The sequence below is a fragment of the Undibacterium sp. GW821-FHT07F11 genome, assembly GCF_059418665.1.
This window is the reverse complement of record NZ_JBWKQH010000008.1, coordinates 34,223-52,159: the sequence shown is the minus strand read 5'-3', so window position 1 is coordinate 52,159 and position 17,937 is coordinate 34,223. Positions and strand designations below refer to the sequence as shown.

Here is a 17,937-nt window from a genome sequence, read left to right as displayed (position 1 = left end):
AGTTTATGCCTTGATTTGCTCAAATATTGACATTGATATTGTCAGCAGTTTCTGCATCTTTTTCCGGTTCACCCAATTCCCCGGCCTGATGATATGCAGAGTCAGCCTCTGCATCATGACGCTGGTTTTGTGCATGCTCGTGCAAATCCAGCGTAACAGGCTCTACCACCGTAACTGCTTCAGGCGCTGTGACTGCATCAGTCTCTGCTGAGCGCGGTTTTTCTGCTGTGTTAACTTGCAGACCGTCTCTCACACGAAGTGCAGCTACTGCAGCAGAAATCAGGGGGTTGATGCTGGCCTGTATACTGTTCACATTACCGGTCACATTAGCACTGCTGTTGACTACCGCACTGTTGTTGACGGGCGTAGTTTGCTGGACGCTGGTATTGACGGGTACAGGAGTAACAGCAACACCTGATGTCTGGTTGGCTGAACCGGGTGGCTTGTTGGCTGCAATATTATTTGCTGCTGCTGTGGCCTGATTAATGGTATCCAGAGTTTTGCTGACTTCTTCAAATGTGGAAGGGGTATTTAGTATGGTCTTTGTATTGCTTGAAGCGGTACTGGACACCGTGCTTTCATTTAATTTGGCCGTATTTGCCGCGACCTGATTTTCTAGCTGACTTTCTGTCAGCAGTGAAGACGGTGTTGCGGGATTTGCAGACAACTTGTTTTCAGTGGCTATAGTTGCCTGTAATACCGTAGGTGTATCAACGGTTTCTGCAGACAGGGTTTGTGCCGCTGTTTGTGTCGATGCTTGTGTACCCTGTGCAGGTGATGACTGATTGTTGGTGATGTCCGTCGTCTCTGCTGTGGCTGAAAGGGCGTTGCTGTTGGCGTTGGTACCAGTTACTAGCGCATTCACTGCGGCATTCGAGGCTATGTCAGCCCCTGTAGCAGAAGTTGTGGTCGTCCTTGTATCCACAGATTTATCTGCTGCAGGACTGATTGCGACATTATTTTGTGAGGTATTTGCAGCATCACTTGTGGCTGGCGCTGCTGTCGTTGTTTCTGGAGATGCGGGTATTTCAAGCCTTGCCTGCACGGCATTGTTTGCTGTATCGTTTGTGCCATTAGTATTTGCTACTACAGTCTGAGAATTTCTGGTGGTATCGATTGCCACCTGCAGTGCTTCATCTCCCAATGCTCGCTGCAGTTCTGCATTGGCGTTGGTCGTTGCGGTGCCTACATCTTCATTCAAATTAGCCGATGAGGCAGCGCTGTTACTGACATTGTTATCTGTACCGGTACTTTCAGTTGAGCTTGTAGCCCTGGCAGTTTCATTGATATTTGTATTCGTCAGGATATTGCCAGAACCAAGCTCCTGATTTTGTGCAATAACGGTGCTCTCTGCGCTACCCAGTACTTGTAACGCCTGCGTCAGTAAAGTGCTTGTGCCCGCAGGATCTTCAGCCAGGGCATTTTGAAAAGCATTCACATCCAGTGTCAGAAAACTATTGCTGTCAGGCTGGGCGATATTTTGCAAATTGATCCCAATTCTCCCCAATTGCTCGAACAGGCTACTGCCGTCTGTGTTTTGTGCGCCGGCATTCATGGCTTGCAAGAGGCTGTCGCTACTAGTGGGTATCAAGGGGTTTTCCGCCAGGTCGGAATTGCTGGCTTGCAGTTGATTAAATGCATCCACAAAAGAAGTTGCGATGGCGGTGAGCTGGGCAACATCAGCTTTGGATGCAGCTGCAACTTGAGTTGTATCCGCCGGGTCCACCGTATCCGTAACCGGGGCATTTGCAGTTTGCCTGCTTTGCAAGCGCGCTGTGTAGGCCAGCAATTCACCAAGGGCAGAAACGTCAACAGTGATGTTATTGCTGCCTGTTGCAATTGCATCGGGCGAACCGGGGTTGCTGGTTATTGTTGGAGACAGGGCGTCAATTGTAGCGAGATTGATTGCTGATGCAGCTTGCAATCCCGGTGTCGTCACTGAACTGATGGGCGAGATTATCATGCACTACCTGCTTTCTTAAGACCTGCTTTTATCCGTATTTACACAATAACTGAGCATTCGTAAATACTTTGTGCGTTGGCTCACTTAGCGGGCAAAACGCGGGCATTGAGCTAAATAAAAAAAATCCTCATAGTGTTTAACTATGAGGATTTTTTATGCAATATGAGAAACTACTTACTTGCTACTTACTTGCTACTTATTTCAAAGGTGGAATGGCTTGCGGCACCAGAACTTTAATTGGCTGTTCTTTCAATTTCTTCTCCAGCAACTGTATGGCGGCTTCTAACTGTTGGTCTTTGCCATTGAAGGTCGCATGTGGCAAGTTGTCCACTTCAACATCCGGTACTACACCTATGCCTTCTACCAGCCAGCGGCCATCCATGCCAAACTGTGCATTCTCAGCGGCCCTGATCATGCCATTATCAGACAGCGAATTATTGTCTGACAACCATACGCCAGCACCAGCTGTGCGTTTGCCCACCAGCGGCCCCAGCTTCAAGGCCTTGACGCCGGCGGCAAAGGTTTCGCCATCAGAGTAAGTCAACTCGTCAACCAGCACAACCAGATGACCACGGAAGGTCTGTTGCATATTGGTATATGGTGCCGAGGTTGGTGAAGCCCAGAAAGCCCATGCTTTGCGCAAGAGTTTTTCTATGATCCAGCTATCGATATTGCCACCACGGTTACGGCGCACGTCTATGATCAGGCCATCGCGCTCTATATTGCTATAAAACTCGCGGGCAAAGCTATTGATGTCTTGCGCACCCATGGCACGCAGATGCAGGTAACCGATACGACCTTGCGATGCCTTGCTGACTTGCTCGCTACGGCTTTGCTCCCAGTCGCTATAACGCAGATTGGCATGCTTCATCATGTTGACCGGTGTGACGATGACAGCGCGGGCAGCCTGGTCACCACGTTTGACATGCATCAATACCTGTTTGTCTGCCTGATTGGTCAACAGGTCTGAGATGTCGCGCGCTTCCAGCACAGGCAGACCGTTGATGGCGGTAATGATATCGCCTTCCCTGATGTCCAGATCAGGTTGAGACAATGGTGTACGCTCGGACGGCAATTCCGCTTCAGTATGATAGATATGGTCGATGCGGTAACCAGTTGCCGTGCGGCTCAATACCGCACCCAGCGAGGCAGCTTGTCCTTCTGGTGCTGCACGGCGTATATCGCCAGGGCGGCTTTGTGAATGCAGGGTGCTGACTTCGCTGGCCATCATGCCCAATACATCATTCAACTCAGCCCTGTCTGTAATACGGTCGACCAGTGGTGCGTATTTGGTGCGTACCTTGTTCCAGTCTACGCCACGCATTTTGTCGTCAAACAAAAAGTCTCTGTGCATGCGCCAGGCATCGGCATACATTTGCTGCCATTCAAGTTTAGGACTGAGGAAGAAAGCCCAGTCGTTAATATTGACTTTGGATTTGCTGACATCGCCCGGTTGTTTTGCACCGGCTTCGACAACAAAGAATTCCTGCGGCCCAGTGCCAATTTGCTGACGATAAAACACATGTTTTTTATCGGCAGACAAATCAAACTGGCGTATGTTGCCGGCAAAAATGTCGGGTTGTGGTGAAGTCTTGCTTATCGCCAGAGTCTTCAACGTGGACTTGCCATCCGTGCCTTCTGCTTCAGTGAAATACAGGCGTTTTTCATCAATGGCCAAGTCGCGGTAGTTACCATACGCCAGTGGTACCTGATACAAGCGCTCGGCCAGACCGGCATACTGTATGGAAGGGAGGACGGGCTTGGCAGGTTTCTTGACTTCGTCTGCTTTATCGGCAGGCTTATCCTTGGACTTGTCGGCGTTCTTGTCGTCTGTTTTTTCTTTGTCCTTGTCTTTTTCCTTATCTGTGGCTTTGTCACTAGACTTGCTCAACTCATCGTCAGCCTTGAAAGGAAAGCGATTCCCTGCTTGCAAAGCCAGTGCATACAGGCCAGTACGCTTTTCAAAATGCGGTCCCATATTGCGGTCACCCCAGGGCGCGCGGTTGCTGACCTGGAAATTGCGTTCAGAGTAAAAATACAGCCAGCGTCCATCGGGCGAGAACACCGGTGCATGTGAGTTGTATTTATCGCTGGTGACAAAGTGTATTTGCTTGCTGTCGACAGCGTACAGACCTATCTGCGGCCTTTGCAATTTGTTGTCTGCCCTGACGACGGCGATGGTTTTACTGTCTGGCGACCAGATGACTTCTTCCTGCCTTTCAGCGCCAATTTTGCCTGCATCATCAATCACCTGATTGGTCTTGGTTGCCAGATCCAGCAGCCACAGCCTGCCGCGCTTGTCGGTATGAGCCAGCCACTTGCCATCAGGGGAGGGGATGATACGGTAGCGGTGTACGTCACCATTGGTTGTCAGCACTTCAGGTTTACCTACGCCATTGGCAGGAAATTTCCAGATTTCATTTTCACCCGTGGTATCGACAATGGCATACACGGATTTGTCATCATGCGAAAACACGGCTTCGCGGGCGCGGGCGTTTTCTGGCACGGGTAAGTCTATGCGTCTTTGCGGGCCTGAGCCTGCAATGGTCAGGCGTCCGCGCGCAGTGAACAGCAGGCGTTCTTCCTTGCCAGCGATTTCTATATTCGACACATATTCCATCGGGTTTTTGATCTGGCGCTTGCGTTGCTGATCAAAGTCAGACACAAGGTCTATATTCAAGGTCTGGTCTTTGCCGCTGGCAATATCAAGTACATGCAAGTCGGCACCCAATTGATAGGCTATTTTGCCATCAGCGATGCTGGGATTGCGCACTTCCCATTCCTTGTGCTGGGTCAGGACGCGCGCATCCGTGCCATCAGGATTGGCGCTCCAGATATTGAAGGCACCATTGCGGTCGCTGACAAAGTAGAGCTTGCCCTTCCACAGCATGGGACGACGGTTGTTACTCTTGTCTTCTGCAAATAATTGTGTGGCTTCAGTTTTAGCTTGTACGTCATACCGCCAGACTTGTGCAGTAGCACCCCCACGATATTGTTTGGCATTGTCATTCGTCATGTGCAAGCCAAAGCGGGTGAAGTACAGGTACTTGCCACTGTCATCAAGCACAGCCTCATTCGCATCTGCCACCGGGAATACCCTGCGCGTCAGGGTTTGCGGGTTGATAGCGGCGATGATACGGTGCGAGGCCGGGCCTGTGCTATTGAGTGTCGTTACCAATACTTCACCACTGGCAGTCCAGCCCAGGACAGATACCTGGTCATTTTCGAAACTGATGCGCTTGGGTACGCCACCTGTCATGGGCATGACGTAAGCTTCGTTCGCACCTTCATAGGCAGCAGAAAATGCCAGCCATTTTCCATCTTGTGAAATAGCGGGCAAGACTTCTGCCGCAGGATGGCTGGTCAGCCTTTGCGCTTGGCCACCATTACTTGCCACTTTCCATAAATCGCCTTCTGCCGTGAATACAACAGCATCACCACGTATGCTGGGGAAACGATAATAGGCAGGTGCAGCAAGTGCGGTAGTCATCAGGCTGGTCAGGCTTAGAGCGAGGGCGAGTTTGCTTGGTCTCATTGTTATTCTCGAAAATGGATGTGGATGATTTTTTAATAAATACTTGTGTAAATTGAAATTAAAATTACAAAGTCATGTTGCAAAAAAATAGCCTCAAATACATGCAAAGGCTGAGTGAAAAACAATACGCAATAACGGGATTTGCAACATTCTGTAAGCAGTTTTTCATTTATTCCAAGGAAAAACAGAAACAGCATGTTTTACAGTTACATTTGGCTGCCAGACGTTTCTTGAATTGTTAAAAATTATGAAGTACCCTGAGTGCTGAGTTTCCACTTGGAAATAATTCACTTACGAGCAGACCAAGGGTGCATCATGAGACAAGTCAGCTTGTGTAAAGTTCTTTTAATTCTGGGTATTTCGGCGGAAATTTCGACAACGTCGGCACAGAATGTGACATTTTCCATTGATACTCAGGCAGAGCGCAAGACTATCAGCCCGCTGATCTATGGTTATAACGCTTACGCCGATGGTACTGGTCGAGCAGGCTGGGCCAATCAGGGCGGACAAGCCAGTTTACAAAGCCTGAATTTGCGCTCGCGCCGCCTGGGCGGTAATAACATGACCAGCTATAACTGGGAAAATGGCGTCAGCAATTCGGGTAATGACTGGTGTCATTCTTCCAATGCCGGTGTCAGTGCGACTGCCGGGGCGGGTAATCCCAATTCAAACAATGGCCTGGCTTATTATGCGCCGGGTGCTGCATTACAAAATTTCCAGGATCAGTCGCTGGTGCTGGGCACTTATTCTTTGCTGCAATTGCCTGCTGCGGGGAAATTACCCAAGGACATCGTTAATCTGAATCCTCCATCGACTTGCATGGGTTACCAGCTGTGGCAAAGCACCGCTGGGCCGTCGAATGTGGATACTGCGCGCTGGGTAAACATCATGAATGACAAACCGGCTGCGGCTGGTAGTCTGAGTCTGACACCAGGCCTGAGTGATGGCGTGGTCTATATTGATGAAGAAATCAATTTTCTCGTGCAAAAATATGGCACTGCCTCTACAACAAATGGCGTGAAAGGCTATGAACTGGATAATGAGCCTGATCTCTGGCATCACTGGACGACGAACAGCGGAGAGAGTGGCACGCATGCCAATCTATACCCCTCGCTGACCACAGTCACTGATGTTTTGCAGAGGAATATCAGCCTCGCGACAACCGTCAAGCGCATGGATGCTTCTGCCGAAACGTTTGGACCGGCAATCAGCGGCTATCTGGGGTTGTTCAGCCTGTGGGCGGTGTGGGATGGTTCAGCTTCACATCAGCCATCTGACTGGGCGCAATACAATGTGGAACCCTATTACAGTAATAATACTGGTGACCGCTACCGTTACAATGGCATGGCCATGGCGAATACCTATCTGGCAAAAATGAACCAGGCTTCGCAAAGTGCTGGTCGTCGTTTACTGGATGTATTCTCTTTTCATTACTATCCGCAAGCGTCTTACAATGCGACTGACCGTGTACAGGCTGCCCGCAGTCTGTGGGATTCTACTTATGTAGAGCCTAGCTGGATTACCCAGACCGGCAATGGGTTCACCGATGGGCGCGCTTTGCAAATGCTGCCCAAGTTGCAGCAATCCATCAATGATTTTTATCCGGGCACCAAACTGGCCGTGACTGAATATGATTTCGGTGGCAAGAGCGATATTACTGGTGCCATCGCCCAGGCAGATGCACTGGGTACCTTTGGCAAGCAGGGCGTCTATCTGGCGACTTATTTTGGTGATGCAGAAGAGTTCATTGCTGCCGGTTTTAAGATATACAGAAATTACGATGGTAATAAATCTGTTTTTCCGGCCACGTCAGTCAAGGCAGTGTCCAGTAACAACGCAAATGCGGCGGTGTATGCAGCGGTTGATGTTAATGATCCCAACGTCATTCATGTCATTGCCATCAATCGTCAAACCAGCAATGTAACAAGCAGCTTTCAATTGAACCACCCCGTGAATCTTAAATATGCACAAGTCTGGGGTGTCAGCGGCAGCAGTAATGCCATCACTGCCAGAAGCGGCCTCAGCAATATTTCGAAGAATAAATTCAGTTATACCTTGCCTGCACGATCTGTCTTGCATTTCGTGTTGAAACCCTGATTGAAAAAGCCACCAGCATGCTGGTGGCTTTTCATCTGAGTCAGGCTACCTGGCTCAGGCAGCAGCTACTTTCAAAATCAGCTTGCCATTGTTTTCACCAGTGAACAGTTTTTGGAAAGTTTCAGGGAAATTTTCCAGGCCTTCGACGATATCTTCGCGGCTTTTCAATTTGCCAGACATGATCCAGCCACCCATGACCATGGCAGCTTCCATGGCACGTGGGTAAAAGTCGGATACCATCACACCTTTCATTGTCGCGCGCTTTACCATCAGGTTCAGGTAATTTGATGGGCCTTTGATTGGCGTAGTATTGTTGTATTGGGATATCGCACCGCAAATCACAACGCGGGCACCAAATGCCAGTTGCGCCAGGGCTGCATCAAGGATGTCACCGCCGACATTATCGAAATACACATCTATGCCTTTAGGGCAATGCTGTTTCAGTGCTGCACTGACATCTTCACTTTTATAATCTATTGCTGCATCAAAGCCCAGTTCTTCTGTCAGGTAGCGGACTTTGTCTGCGCCACCGGCGATACCAACAACACGGGCACCCTTGATCTTGGCGATCTGGCCAACGATGGTGCCAACAGCACCTGCTGCGCCGGAGATGACAACGGTATCACCTTCCTTGGGTTGGCCGACTTCGAGCAAACCAAAGTAAGCAGTCATGCCTGGCATGCCCAGGGTACTCAGATACAGTGGCAGCGGGGCCAGTTTGGGGTCAACCTTGCTGATGCCATTGCCGTCAGAGTAAGCATACTCTTGCATGCCCAGTATGCCGCTGACATGGTCGCCGACTGCAAATTTAGGATTATTTGATTCAACTACCTTGCCAACAGCCAGGGCGCGCATGACTTCACCAATCGCAACTGGTGGCATATAGGAATTTTTGCTCTCATTCATCCAGCCGCGCATGGCAGGGTCGAGCGAGATATACAGGTTCTTGATCAGCACTTCGCCTGCTTGCAAGTCACGCAATTGCTCCGTGACATGATTGAAATCGCTGGCTTTAACGCTGCCTTGTGGACGGGCTGCGAGTTTGAATTGAGAATTGATGGCGTTCATGTTTTTTCCTTGTCGAGTGGTAAGGTAGCGAAGCGCTGACCATGAAGAGCAGTATAGACAGGATATTGTTGCCTGATAAGGCAGGGATATTGCATAATATTGTTGCTTAAAGTGAGACAATGAAGGGGGTACTCATGCTGAATCCACAACATCTGGCAGTCTTTGCCACCATCATCCGCGCTGGCAGCATCAGCAAGGCTGCCACCCAGCTTGGTTGCGGCAAGTCCTTGTTGTCGCGGCAATTAGCAAAACTGGAAGATGATTTGGGAGCACGCCTGATACAGCGTTCCACGCGCAAACTGACCTTGACCGAAATTGGTGAGCAAGTCTTGCATGAAGCCCAGCGCATCGATACTGCGTTGGCCAACATAGAACAAATGGCAGGCCAGCACCAGCAAGAAGTGAAAGGGCGCTTGCGTGTAACCTGCCCGATGCCCGCTGTAGCCAGGCTGGTACCGGTTATGACTGAATTTTGCAGGCGTTATCCGCAAATCGATTTTGCCCTGCAAGTAGAAGACAAACTGGTGGATCTGATCGCCGGGCAAATCGACGTTGCCATCCGGGTCGCGCATCTGGATGATTCCAACCTGATTGCACGCAAGCTGGTGGATAGTCAGCGCATACTTTGCGCTGCACCAGCCTATCTGGCAAACGCAGGCCATCTTGTTGTGGCTGAAGACCTGGCACAACATGCCTGTCTGCTGTATATCAATGCAGCAGGCAGGGCCAATGATGAATGGACCTTGCTTGATGAGCACGGTGAGATGAAGAAGGTCAGAGTGAGCAGCCACTTCCAATCAAATAATGGCCTTGCGCTGGTTGCTGCCGCCTGTTCGGGGGCTGGTATTCTGTTGATAGACAGGCTGATCGTCAGCAAGCACTTGCAAAGCGGGGAATTGGTGGCGGTGCTGGACAACTATCAATTGCCCAGTGGTTCACCCGTGTATGCAGTGTATCCAGCGCGCGACTGGCTGGCGTTGAAGACGGCCACTTTCGTGGCCTTTTTGCAGGAGCGATTATTTACCGGCGTCTGATGCCGCCAGTGACTGGCTTTTACCAATATTCTGATCAAGGAATTTTTCTACACGGCCCCAAAAATCGATATTGTTCTTGAGCAGATTAAAACCGTGACCTTCTTCAGCATATTCCACCCATTCGACATTGGCGTTCTTTTCCTTGACGGCTTTATAGAACTTGGTGCCGTGATCTATAGGTACCCGGTGGTCACGCTTGCCATAAGCCATCAGTAAAGGGCGGGTCAGCTTGTCGGCATTTTGCAAAGGCGAAGTGGCTTTTAGTTGGGCAGCATCCTTGACCTGGTCACCGATCAGCACAGGCATGCCGTACCATTTCCACTCATCTGAAAAATCACTCCAGTGGATGTCGTACATGAGGTTGATATCTGTCACGCCTACCCATTCTATGCCGCAGCGGAAAATATCCGGGTCTTTGATCAGGCCCATCAGAGTGGCATAACCACCGTAGCTGGCACCGGCAATGCAAATACGTTTAGGGTCTGCATAGCCTTTGGCAACTGCCCATTTGGCAGCATCAGCGATATCATCCTGCATCGCAAGACCCCATTGTTTGATGCCAGCGCGAAAATGTTTGCTACCATAACCTGTGCTGCCACGATAATCCGGCTCTATGACAACATAGCCACGAGAGGCGAGGAATTGCGCTTGTGGATTCCAGCTCCAATGGTTGCCGCGCACATAGGGGCCACCATGTACCAAAACCACGGCCGGCAGGTTTTTGCCGTTGCTGTTTTTGGGCAGGGTCAGATTAACCGGTATCTGCATGCCGTCGCGAGCCGCGTAGTTCAACATTTCTTTTTCGGCCATTTGTTCCGGCTTAATCTCAGGCTTGCTGACGCCCAGGCGTGTTAATTTTCCAGTATTGAAATCAAACAATTGCCATGCACCGGGTGCGACATCCGAATAAGAATAGACCAGAGCGATATTGGTTTTCAGGTCTGAAGGGAAATGCAAGGAATTATAGGTATCTGGCAAAAGCGCATCGATCTGCTTTTGTTTTTCAGCGATGGTTTCATCAAACCAGATGGTCGCAGGTCTGCTCATTTCATAGCGCAGGCCGAGTACTTTCTTTTGCGGGCCGTTATATATCAGTTGCCCATCAAAGTCGTAGCCTTTCAAAGAAATCACTGGCTCAGGGTCCAATTGATTTTTTTCCAGATCAAAGCGGTACAGTGAACTGAAGTCTTTGCCGTTGCTTGCACGTACATATAAATCACCCTCGGGACTAAAAAATACGGGAGTAATCCTGTCATTTGATGTCCAGTCTGACGTGGCCAGCTTACGCCAGGTATCAGTTTTGGGGTCTTTATAATAAATGATCGCTTTTTCGTCTTCGGTCGTTACTGCAATACGCGGTACACCTGCCTTGTCTATCAGCCATCTGCCGACCTTGCCAGGACGGGTAACCAGTTCAGTATTACCAGTCAAGGTATTCAAGCGATACAGATCATGTACATTGGAACCTGCTTCTACAGCCTGTGTGACATAGACATCTGGTGAGCCAGAACCATGTGCAATATCTAGATAGTGAGTGTACCAGGGTAACTCATTGCCTATGAGCTTGGTACGGGCACCGGTAAACTGATGCGTGACCAGACGCAGACGCTTGCTACGGTCCTTATTGACTGCATACAGACCGTGACCAAAAAAACGTTGTGTTTCCTTGTATTGCAGGTCGGTCAAGTCATACACCAGACGATCATTATTGATCCAGTGGAAGGACCGTACATCCTTGTCTTCATAATTGGCGATAATTTCCGGACGTAGTTGACCTACTTCCAGCACTGCCAGCACCATACGGTCGTTGGCACCCTTCATGATCATGGCGATGTTTTTACCATCCGGTGACAGGCGGGCATCACGGAACTGGGATTCTTTGAAAAAACTGGCAATCGGAATGGGCTCAGCCGCCGCATGCGAAACCGGGGTGTGAAGCAAAAACATGCTGCTGAAAATACCGAGGGCGATTTTGCAGGCGAGAGGCTTGTAAAAGTTGTGCATGCGCGCTTTCATTGCTGGAATGGAATCGTGCATTATATACAGATTAAAAAATGTTAAACATGCTTTAGAGGCAATATTCTTGTCGTAAAAAATGGCCTGTACTGCTCTCACAATACAGGCCAATTCTTTTGCGTTGATGGCTAAACTTAGTCCTGGTTTTTGACTTGTTGTATCACTACACGCAGCATGTTGATCAATTGATCAATCTCTTCTTTTGTCACATTCAATGCTGGCATGAAGCGCAGCAGGTCAGGGCGAGGTGAATTGATCAGCAAACCTACTGGTTCCATGTCACGGGCAACTTCTACCAGCTTGCCACCGATGTTTTCACCCAGTTTCAAGGCACGCAGCAAACCAAAGCCACGCTCGCCTTGCATGCCGAATTCTTCAGACAGTTTTTCCAGTTGCTGGCTCAGGTACTCGCCTTTTTCCTTGACCGAAGTCAGGAAGCCAGGCTTGTTCAATTCATTGAATACGGCCTTGCCCACCGCTGCCATCAAAGGTGCGCCGTTATAAGTGCCTCCCTGGTCGCCAGGGACGAAACAGGCCACTTCTTCACGACACAGCAGGGCACCCAGTGGCACACCGCCACCTATGCCTTTTGCCAGGGTCATGATGTCTGGTTCTATGTTGGACAATTGATAGCCAAACAATTCACCAGTACGGCCCATGCCGGTCTGAACTTCATCAACGATGAGCAGCAGGCCATGCTTCTTTGTCAACTCACGCAGGGCTTGCATGAACTCAGGGCTAGCGGGGATCACGCCGCCCTCGCCTTGTACTGGTTCCAGCATGACACCAACAGTTTTGTCAGTGATCAGTTTTTCTACTGAAGTGATATCGTTCAAGTCTGCCTTGGGGAAGCCGCTGACTTGCGGGGCAAAAATCGTGTCCCAGCCTGGTTTGCCAGATGCAGACATCATCGCCAGGGTACGGCCATGGAAACCATGATCAAAGGTAATGATTTCAAACGCGCCATTCTTGTTCAACTGGCCCCACTTGCGCGCCAGTTTGACAGCGCCTTCATTGGCTTCTGCACCACTATTCGTAAAAAACACGCGGTCAAAGCAAGAGTTTTTGGTCAGCAAATCAGCAAACTCCACCATAGGGGCGTTATAGAAAGCCGGGGAGGGGTTCAGCAATTTCTTGGATTGCGTTACCAGCGCATCATGAATCACGTCAGGGCAATGACCGAGGCAATTGACGGCCCAGCCTTGCAGATAATCCAGATATCGCTTGCCCTTGTGATCAGTCAAATACATGCCCTTGCCTTCGACGAATACGAGTTCGGGGCGTGGGGTGATGTACATCAGGGAATTTACGTTGTACTGACTGAATTCCATTTCAAGACTCCTAAGGTCGTTACAGTGGGTGGGGTAGACAAAAATTCAAGGTAAAAAAAAGCCACAGGGCGGAACCTGTGGCTGGATATTCGTGGTGCAGCTTTTTACGCGCACGCTCACTCCTACATCGGCCCAGGCTCGCTAAGCGAGTTGCGACGTCGTGCAATATTCGGTGAGGACATGTCAGTAAAAATTTTCATAAAACGGATAGTAGGACTTTTTGCGCACTGCGTCAAAATAAATTTTCGGGCGCACCCAAAAAGCCTGTTTGCATCAATTCGCCAGATCAGCCTCGGACGTAAACGAATCTGCATAGAACTCGTCCACAGGCAACTGGCACTGTACTGTAAAGTCACGCTTGGCTGAATCGACCACGACAGGTGCGCCGCAGGCATATACTTGATGACCAGACAAGTCTGCATGATCAGCGATCACTGCCTGATGCACAAAGCCGCTACGGCCAGCCCACTCATCTTCAGGCAGGGCATCAGAAACCACAGGGATATAGGTAAAGCCTGGTATTTGCTTTTCCCATTCCTTGCACAAGGCATGCATATATAGGTCAGCAGGACGGCGACCACCCCAGTACAGGCTGACGGGGCGTTTGGATTCTATGTGTATTAAATGCTCTACCAAAGCCTTGATTGGTGCAAAACCAGTGCCTGAAGCTAACAGGATGATAGGCTTTTCGCTATCTTCGCGTAGGAAAAAAGTACCTTGCGGGCCTTCAAAGCGCAGGATGTCACGTTCTTTCAGGGTAGAAAATACCTGGTCGGTGAACAGGCCGCCTTGCATATGGCGCACATGCAAGGTGATCTGCTCATCCAGATGCGGTGCATTCGCCATGCTATAGCTGCGGCGTTTGCCATCCCTGAGCATAAATTCTATATATTGGCCGGCGCGGTATTGCAGGCGCTCATTGGCAGGTAATTGCAGGGCGATGAGCATGACATCGTGTGACAATTTTTCCAGTTTTGCAATGCGGCTAGGCATTTTCTTGACCGGATAGTCACCGTCTGCGACGATTTCACGCGCTTCTATGACCAGGTCAGATTGCGGTTTAGCGCAGCAGAACAAGGACATGCCCAGGGCTTCTTCAGCCTCAGGCAGGGCACGTTGCTGGTGCGGGCCATGTTGTACAGTGCCGCTTGCTATCTTGCCCTTGCAAGAGCCGCAGGCACCATTTTTACAGCCATATGGCAATATGACGCCTGCGCGCAGAGCTGCCGACAATACGGTCTCATCTTCTTCACAGCTAAATTGACGGCCACTAGGGGTGACGCTTACTTGAAAAGTCATACAATCCTGAACATGAAAAAACAGTTTAAACAAATTGGCAAGCCACGCTTGCTTATCATAGGTTGCGGCGACGTAGGCATGCGCCTGCTGCCCCTGTTGAGTCAGCATTTCCGCATCTTTGCCCTGACCAGCCAGACCGGGCGCTGCGCAGAGCTACGTGCCGCCGGTGCCACTCCCTTATTGGGAAACCTGGACCAGCCTGATACCCTGGCCCGTCTCAAAGGTCTGGCAGACAGGGTTGTTCATCTGGCACCACCACCCTCAGAAGGCAAGACCGACAGGCGAACACAAAATTTGACCGCCATTTTACCTGACAAGAGCCGCCTTGTTTATGTCAGTACGACAGGTGTGTATGGTGACTGTGCCGGTGCATCCTTTGACGAGACCAGAACGGTAAGCCCACAAAACGCCCGCGCCCAGCGCCGCGTGGCTGCAGAAAACTGCCTACGCACCTGGGCCAGGCGCAGCCATTCTTGTTTATCCATCTTGAGAGTACCAGGTATTTATGCGGCTGACCGCCTGCCGCTGGAACGTCTGCACAAAGCCACGCCCGCGCTGATAGAGGTTGATGATGTGTACACCAATCACATTCATGCAGATGATCTGGCACGATTGATCAGGCTGGCATTGTTCAGAGGCTTTCCTAACCGGGTATACCATGCTGTCGATGATAGCGACATGAAGATGGCCACCTATTTCGATCTGGTCGCCGATGCCTTTGCACTACCGAAGCCACCGCGTTTGCCACGTACCGAACTGGCGCAGCAGGTCAGCCCGGTACTATTGTCGTTCATGTCAGAATCACGGCGCATGCAAAACCAGCGTATCAAGCTGGAACTGGGGGCGCGTCTGCGTTATGCCTCGGTGGTTGACGGTGTGGCAGCGGCAGTCGCTGCAGTAACAAGTGGCAAAATGATATAGAAGCAGGAGCCCAGGTTTTCTGTACTGCTGAAGCCGATTTGCCCGCCCATTTTTTCTATCATGGTTTTGCTCAGGCTGAGGCCCAGGCCTGTACCGGCATATTTGCGGGCGGCCTTGGCATCTTCCTGGGTAAATTTCTGAAAGATGCTGCTTTTGAATTCTTCTGAAATACCTATGCCATAGTCCTGTACTTCTATGCGTACCTGATCCTGGCCGGTCGTGACGCGCACGTCGATCTGCCCGTGTGGCTGCGAGAACTTGATGGCATTCGACAGCAGATTGGACAAAACTTGCACGAAGCGCTGTGAATCCACGCGTACATGCACAGCTTGATCTACCGGTGTTTCATACTGTATGCCTATATCAAAACTTTGCGCATATCCCTGATTTGACTGCAAGGTACTGTCTATCAAATCCGCCAGGGGCAGTGTCTCGAAATGGAATTGCATGCTGCCATATTCCAGCTTTTCAAAGTCCAGCAAATCATTGATGAGCGTCGTCAGTCGCTTGGCATTGTCATTTGCCATCATCAGCATGGCTTGTGCTTTTTCAGGGATGTCACCGGCGACACCACCAACCAAGAGGCCCAGCACACCGCGGATAGAAGTCAGCGGTGTGCGCAATTCATGCGAGACGGCAGAAACAAATTCAGTCTTGAGTTTTTCTACCCGTTTTTTCTCGGACAGATCATGCACGATAATGACGTACAAGACCTGCAAGCCCAAGCGCACGCGGGTAATTGCCAATTCCACAGGTACATCGTGATCATCTTTTTGCCTGGCCAGTAATTCTCTGCGTTCACTTTTTCCTGCCACTTCAAATTGCTTTTCACGGTTGGTCGTGCGCAAATGTGTTGACAGGAATTGCAGTGATTGCGGATCAGGAAACAGGCTGAACATGTTTCTGCCACGCAGACTGCCATGAGCATATTTCAACAAAACTTCAGCAGAGCGATTGGCTGATTCTATGATGCCGTTTTCATTCGTCGTCAAGATCCCTTCCGCTGCATTATCGAGTACGGTGCGCAGGCGCTCTTCACTGTCATGCAATTCTGCAGTTCTTTGCGCGACCAGACTCTCTACGCCAAAGGTGTGCGCCGTTGCCACCAGGAGATAGGCACCCAGCAGGCCAGTGAACAGGAGACCACCTATCATGGTGATCCAGGTGATCCATGCAACATGGGTGCGCCAATATTCTGATGAAGGTTGCGCCTGCAAGGCAAATTGCCGGCCACCAAAATTGATGGTGGACTGGAACAGATAACCCTGATTCAGTCCGCTGATTTCATCGATGAATATTCCTCTTTTTCCAGGGTAGGAGAGATCATAAAATTTGATGCGTACACTACGCATGTCTTCATTGGAGAGAATTTCCCTGACCACGTCAGCCATGCGTATCATGCTGACCGCTGCCCCTGAAAAAGCAATTTTCCTTTGTTCCATGGTCGCTTGCGGTTTGCCATTTTCATAGACAGGCGCAAACAGCAGCACGTGCAATTGCTCTCTGCCATCAGTCTCATTGAAAATCAAGGGATCGGTTACTGTCAGGTGGCCGCTGTCGCGCGCATCCTCTATCGCGATCCTGCGTGCCGTGGTTGACCCCATGTCATAACCAAACATCTGGTGATTATCGAAAAAAGGCTCTATATACCGGACGGGATAATATTCATCCCTGACACTGACTTCAACGAGTTGCTGAAATTCATTCATTTCCTGTATCTGGTAATTGGCAAAACCTTCGCGCAGCACGGTCACTTCAAAGCTTTCCCGTTGTTGCAGATCTACCCTGGGTACCCAGGAAAGGAAGGAAATGGCTTTCTGACTTTGCAGGTTATGACTGACAAAGGTGGCAAAATCATTGCGGCCGACTTGTATGGAACTTGCATACAGACGCTCGATATTGCGCATGATGTCGGCATGCGTATCAAGCTTGTTTTGCAGATTCTGGCCTATGCGTTCAGCTTTCAGGCGGAATTCAAGCTGCTGTTTTTGTTCTTCCCGGTAACGGGTAAAGGCAAATGCGGTAATCACCAGCATCAGGCATATCAGCAGTGGCACCATGACGCTCCAGCGCCTGGCATACCAGATTTCACGTGGCTTGCCATAAATAACCATGATGATGGGGGCAATCGTCAGCACACCAAAGGTATCGCCTATCCACCAGCCTATCCAGTTGTTGAAAAAATCCTGCCAGGGAATCACCCCCAAAGCCACCAGCGCCGTGACACTGATACTGGCATTGACCAGGCAGGCAATGACGCCGCCATAGATAAAAAACTGGAAAATCGCCTTGTCTGTATCCAGCGCCAGATTGTCCTGCAATTTTTTCAGGATTAGTTTGCTGCCAGTGAAGGCCTGCAAGGTGGCACCCGCAGCAACGATGGTTGATGCAATCAATGAATTGGTATTGATACTGCCAAAGATACTCTGGTTAATGAGTAAATTGGCAATAAATGCACCGACTGCCACGCCAGGCAAGAGACGGTAGCCACCAGTGAGAACCATGCCCAGTGCAACACCTGCAGAAGGGTAGATAGCGATGGAATAACCAGGTGGGATGGCAAGTAGCAGGGAAAGGCGTCCAAGTGCCGCATACAGTATGGCAAGCACCAGCATTTGCCATAGTAGTTGTCGCGTATCACTTTGCGGTGTTGAACGCATCCCCGCCTTCCCT

General features: G+C 50.1%; 10 protein-coding genes. 3 read left to right on the top strand and 7 right to left on the bottom strand.

Going from position 1 to position 17,937, the window contains the following annotated elements; translation table 11 throughout:
* Positions 1-19: 19 nt before the first annotated feature.
* Both AC07OI_RS19940 and AC07OI_RS19935 read right to left on the bottom strand, forming a co-directional pair.
* Positions 20-1,963, bottom strand: coding sequence for a hypothetical protein (locus AC07OI_RS19940; RefSeq protein WP_495258463.1), 1,944 nt, complete (start codon positions 1,961-1,963; stop codon positions 20-22).
* Positions 1,964-2,159: 196 nt separating this feature from the next.
* A complete protein-coding gene (locus AC07OI_RS19935) occupies positions 2,160-5,498 on the bottom strand; it encodes a S41 family peptidase (RefSeq protein WP_495258462.1) in 3,339 nt (1,112 codons plus the stop codon).
* A 393-nt stretch (positions 5,499-5,891) separates the two neighbouring features.
* Here AC07OI_RS19935 and AC07OI_RS19930 point away from each other — a divergent pair, with 393 nt between their 5' ends.
* The gene (locus tag AC07OI_RS19930; protein ID WP_495258461.1) at positions 5,892-7,595 is read left to right on the top strand and encodes a glycoside hydrolase family 44 protein; all 1,704 of its coding nucleotides are present in this window, start codon (positions 5,892-5,894) and stop codon (positions 7,593-7,595) included.
* Positions 7,596-7,649: 54 nt separating this feature from the next.
* Here AC07OI_RS19930 and AC07OI_RS19925 read toward each other — a convergent pair whose 3' ends face one another.
* A complete protein-coding gene (locus AC07OI_RS19925) occupies positions 7,650-8,663 on the bottom strand; it encodes an NADP-dependent oxidoreductase (protein WP_492706755.1) in 1,014 nt (337 codons plus the stop codon).
* Positions 8,664-8,797: 134 nt separating this feature from the next.
* Between AC07OI_RS19925 and AC07OI_RS19920 the strand changes: the two genes are divergently transcribed.
* Complete coding sequence (locus tag AC07OI_RS19920) at positions 8,798-9,697, top strand: LysR family transcriptional regulator (RefSeq protein ID WP_495258460.1); 900 nt, start codon at positions 8,798-8,800, stop codon at positions 9,695-9,697.
* Here AC07OI_RS19920 and AC07OI_RS19915 read toward each other — a convergent pair.
* The 3 genes from AC07OI_RS19915 to AC07OI_RS19905 form a co-directional block, all read right to left on the bottom strand.
* Positions 9,680-11,701, bottom strand: a complete 2,022-nt coding sequence (locus AC07OI_RS19915) for an alpha/beta hydrolase family protein (RefSeq protein ID WP_495258459.1) — start codon at positions 11,699-11,701, stop codon at positions 9,680-9,682. The two genes, AC07OI_RS19920 and AC07OI_RS19915, sit on opposite strands and share 18 nt — an antisense overlap.
* A gap of 146 nt (positions 11,702-11,847) precedes the next feature.
* Complete coding sequence (locus tag AC07OI_RS19910; protein ID WP_495258458.1) at positions 11,848-13,044, bottom strand: acetylornithine transaminase; 1,197 nt, start codon at positions 13,042-13,044, stop codon at positions 11,848-11,850.
* A gap of 273 nt (positions 13,045-13,317) precedes the next feature.
* The gene (locus AC07OI_RS19905; protein ID WP_495258457.1) at positions 13,318-14,343 is read right to left on the bottom strand and encodes a CDP-6-deoxy-delta-3,4-glucoseen reductase; all 1,026 of its coding nucleotides are present in this window, start codon (positions 14,341-14,343) and stop codon (positions 13,318-13,320) included.
* A gap of 12 nt (positions 14,344-14,355) precedes the next feature.
* On the opposite strand from AC07OI_RS19905, the gene AC07OI_RS19900 reads away from it, so the two are divergent.
* Positions 14,356-15,264 carry an SDR family oxidoreductase gene (locus tag AC07OI_RS19900; RefSeq protein WP_495258456.1) on the top strand — a complete coding sequence of 303 codons (909 nt, stop codon included), beginning with the start codon at positions 14,356-14,358 and terminating at the stop codon, positions 15,262-15,264.
* Here AC07OI_RS19900 and AC07OI_RS19895 read toward each other — a convergent pair.
* Positions 15,198-17,924: a CHASE domain-containing protein gene (locus tag AC07OI_RS19895; protein ID WP_495258455.1), complete on the bottom strand. Its 2,727-nt coding sequence runs from the start codon at positions 17,922-17,924 to the stop codon at positions 15,198-15,200. The two genes, AC07OI_RS19900 and AC07OI_RS19895, sit on opposite strands and share 67 nt — an antisense overlap.
* Positions 17,925-17,937 lie beyond the last annotated feature (13 nt).